Source organism: Arsenophonus sp. ENCA (genome assembly GCF_002287155.1).
GTDB lineage: Bacteria > Pseudomonadota > Gammaproteobacteria > Enterobacterales > Enterobacteriaceae > Arsenophonus > Arsenophonus nilaparvatae.
On sequence record NZ_NHNG01000119.1, the window covers coordinates 1 to 2,206 of the forward strand.

3 protein-coding genes are annotated in these 2,206 nt (G+C 33.9%); 1 reads left to right on the forward strand and 2 read right to left on the reverse strand.

All coding sequences use genetic code 11. The features are described 5' to 3' along the window. Positions 1 to 248: 248 nt before the first annotated feature. The gene (locus CBG25_RS03410; RefSeq protein WP_290604532.1) at positions 249 to 746 is read right to left on the reverse strand and encodes a hypothetical protein; all 498 of its coding nucleotides are present in this window, start codon (positions 744 to 746) and stop codon (positions 249 to 251) included. 68 nt (positions 747 to 814) lie between these two features. Further along, positions 815 to 2,041: a hypothetical protein gene (locus CBG25_RS03415; protein WP_290604533.1), complete on the reverse strand. Its 1,227-nt coding sequence runs from the start codon at positions 2,039 to 2,041 to the stop codon at positions 815 to 817. Between CBG25_RS03415 and CBG25_RS03420 the strand changes: the two genes are divergently transcribed. Continuing rightward, positions 2,026 to 2,206, forward strand: a 181-nt coding sequence (locus CBG25_RS03420) for a hypothetical protein (protein WP_290604534.1), incomplete at its 3' end; no start/stop codon positions are given. The genes CBG25_RS03415 and CBG25_RS03420 overlap by 16 nt on opposite strands.

Here is a 2,206-nt window from a genome sequence, read left to right on the forward strand (position 1 = left end):
CTGCTTACTTGCAAGAATATTTTATAGATATCTTTAATGCATGGATAACCGGACAAAATATGAACATCCTGATTTTTTCTTGTTTTTAAATTTATACTTCTTTTTTAGAGACTGCGAAACTCGTGCTATTATTTGAATTGATAGTAATATCTAATCACTAAAATGTTATTTAGTTCAGCATTAGTAACAAATTTTTATTGTTATAATAGGTTTGAAATTTTTTCAAATGACGCATAATAACTATTGAGTTAGTATAATTCGATCTTTATTAAAGCTAATGTATTATTTCCTGCTGTGCTAGGATCATCATCTTTAATAACGATCTCTCGGGATTGAGAGATAGTACCATAGGGTTCATAAATAAAAGTTTCTCCATTAAGTGTTTGACGTTGTCCCCCATTAAATACTTTATGTAAAATAATCGTGTAGTGATTAAAATTGGCAGGAATATCTGTTACGGTAACAATATATCCTTTACTCGATTGCTGATAGTTGGCATCGTCGTATTTTAATTGATCATTTTGGTTGGGCGAATTTTCGCCATTTGGTACCGGTTTACCATTATATAACACTTTATTTCTATTACGTGGTGGTAGGTTATTGCTGCCATACCAACGTTCACTATCGATTAAAGTAGCGGAGTTCGCGGTATCAATATAATATTGTGATTGTAGTTTGACTCTTGTGGGTAGCTTTGTTTGACCGCTTTCGCCGACATTAGTGGGATCGGCTGTGTAATTGGCCACAAGAATGTTTATTTGATTGTTGGCATTAATAGCGCCGGTTGTTGTTATGCCAGTTTTAGCGGTGTCTGTTAATTTGATAATTGATGAATCACGCTGAGAGGCAAATTGATTATATAGCCAAAATGCCTGGGCAGCATAGGTAGCATAAGCACTATATCAAACAGACCAAACTCTGCTTCATCAGCTCGATATAGATGGGCTTTATCTACGCCAGCCTGTTCTGCGTGGATCAAAAAAGAGAGCAAATAGGCTGCAGCAACATGACTTTGTAGCTTAGTATTATTAATTTTACTGGCGTTAGCCGTTAAGGCCCATTCAGTTATATAGCATTTAACTTGCTGGAAGCCATATTTATTTAATGTATTGCGAACATACTCTTGGATTTCATAAATGTTTTTTGGATTGGCAGTATCGATCGCGTAATAATGATATGAGTAAAAATCAAAAGGTACATGATTATTTTTTATATAGGCAATAAAGTTATCGACAAAATTTTCATTCTTAAAAACAAATGCTGTTCCACAACTACCAATTTTTACCCAGGGGGCAGTTGCTCTAATTGTATTGGCAACGGCACAATAAAAATCATAAAATTCGACAACTGCGCGCTGATTATTTTCGGGTGTTGCCCAGAAAAAACCAAGATCGGGTTCATTCCAAATTTCGTATTCAGAAATTGGATAAGCCAGACCTATCAAATGATAGTTAATACTATATCTTTCTACTAATTTTTTTACTAATTGACAATATTTTTCAATATTGGTGGGTTTTTGTTTACCACCATTAAGCATTCTTTCTATTCTAAATAATATATTCGGCTTTTGTTCGCCTTGATAATATTTATTAGATAAAGATTTTTTAAGATAGGTATCGGTTGGTTGCCAATTGAATAGTGGTTCTTCTTCAGCAGAAAAATATTGTGGAGCATTTAAGCAAATAGTTCTTCGATTAAAAAAATCATCCGCGTAATTATTTATTTGTTTTTTAACATTGTCTGGCGCATTATTTGTTATCTGATCAAGGTAATTAATATCTGTTGTATCAAAGCAACTATCAATATCACAAACACCGTACCAATTATGAGTACGAAGATCAACGATCCCCATTTCAGCAAATTGTTGTTCTAAATCGGGTAAGCCTGGTGCTAATGAAATAGGTGTACCATTAGCTTGGTTTAGAAAAATAGACTTGCCAATTGCTCTTTTTTCTACACGAGTTTCGCAGTCTCTAAAAAAGAAGTATAAATTTAAAAACAAGAAAAAATAAGGATGTTCATATTTTGTCCGGTTATCCATGCATTAAAGATATCTATAAAATATTCTTGCAAGTAAGCAGTGTAAGATACTCTAGTTTGGCGTTATCAGAAGTCAGCCCATCGCCTTTATCTCATGACACGGTTAGCCGATGGTTAAAAAGTAGATGTTTCCGCCCTAAAGACCTATGGCGATTAGTTGAACCTT

What these genes read in the sequence shown, in the direction of transcription:
- CBG25_RS03415 (WP_290604533.1), bottom strand. Translation starts at nt 2,041, where the DNA reads ATGGATAACCGGACAAAATATGAACATCCTTATTTTTTCTTGTTTTTA.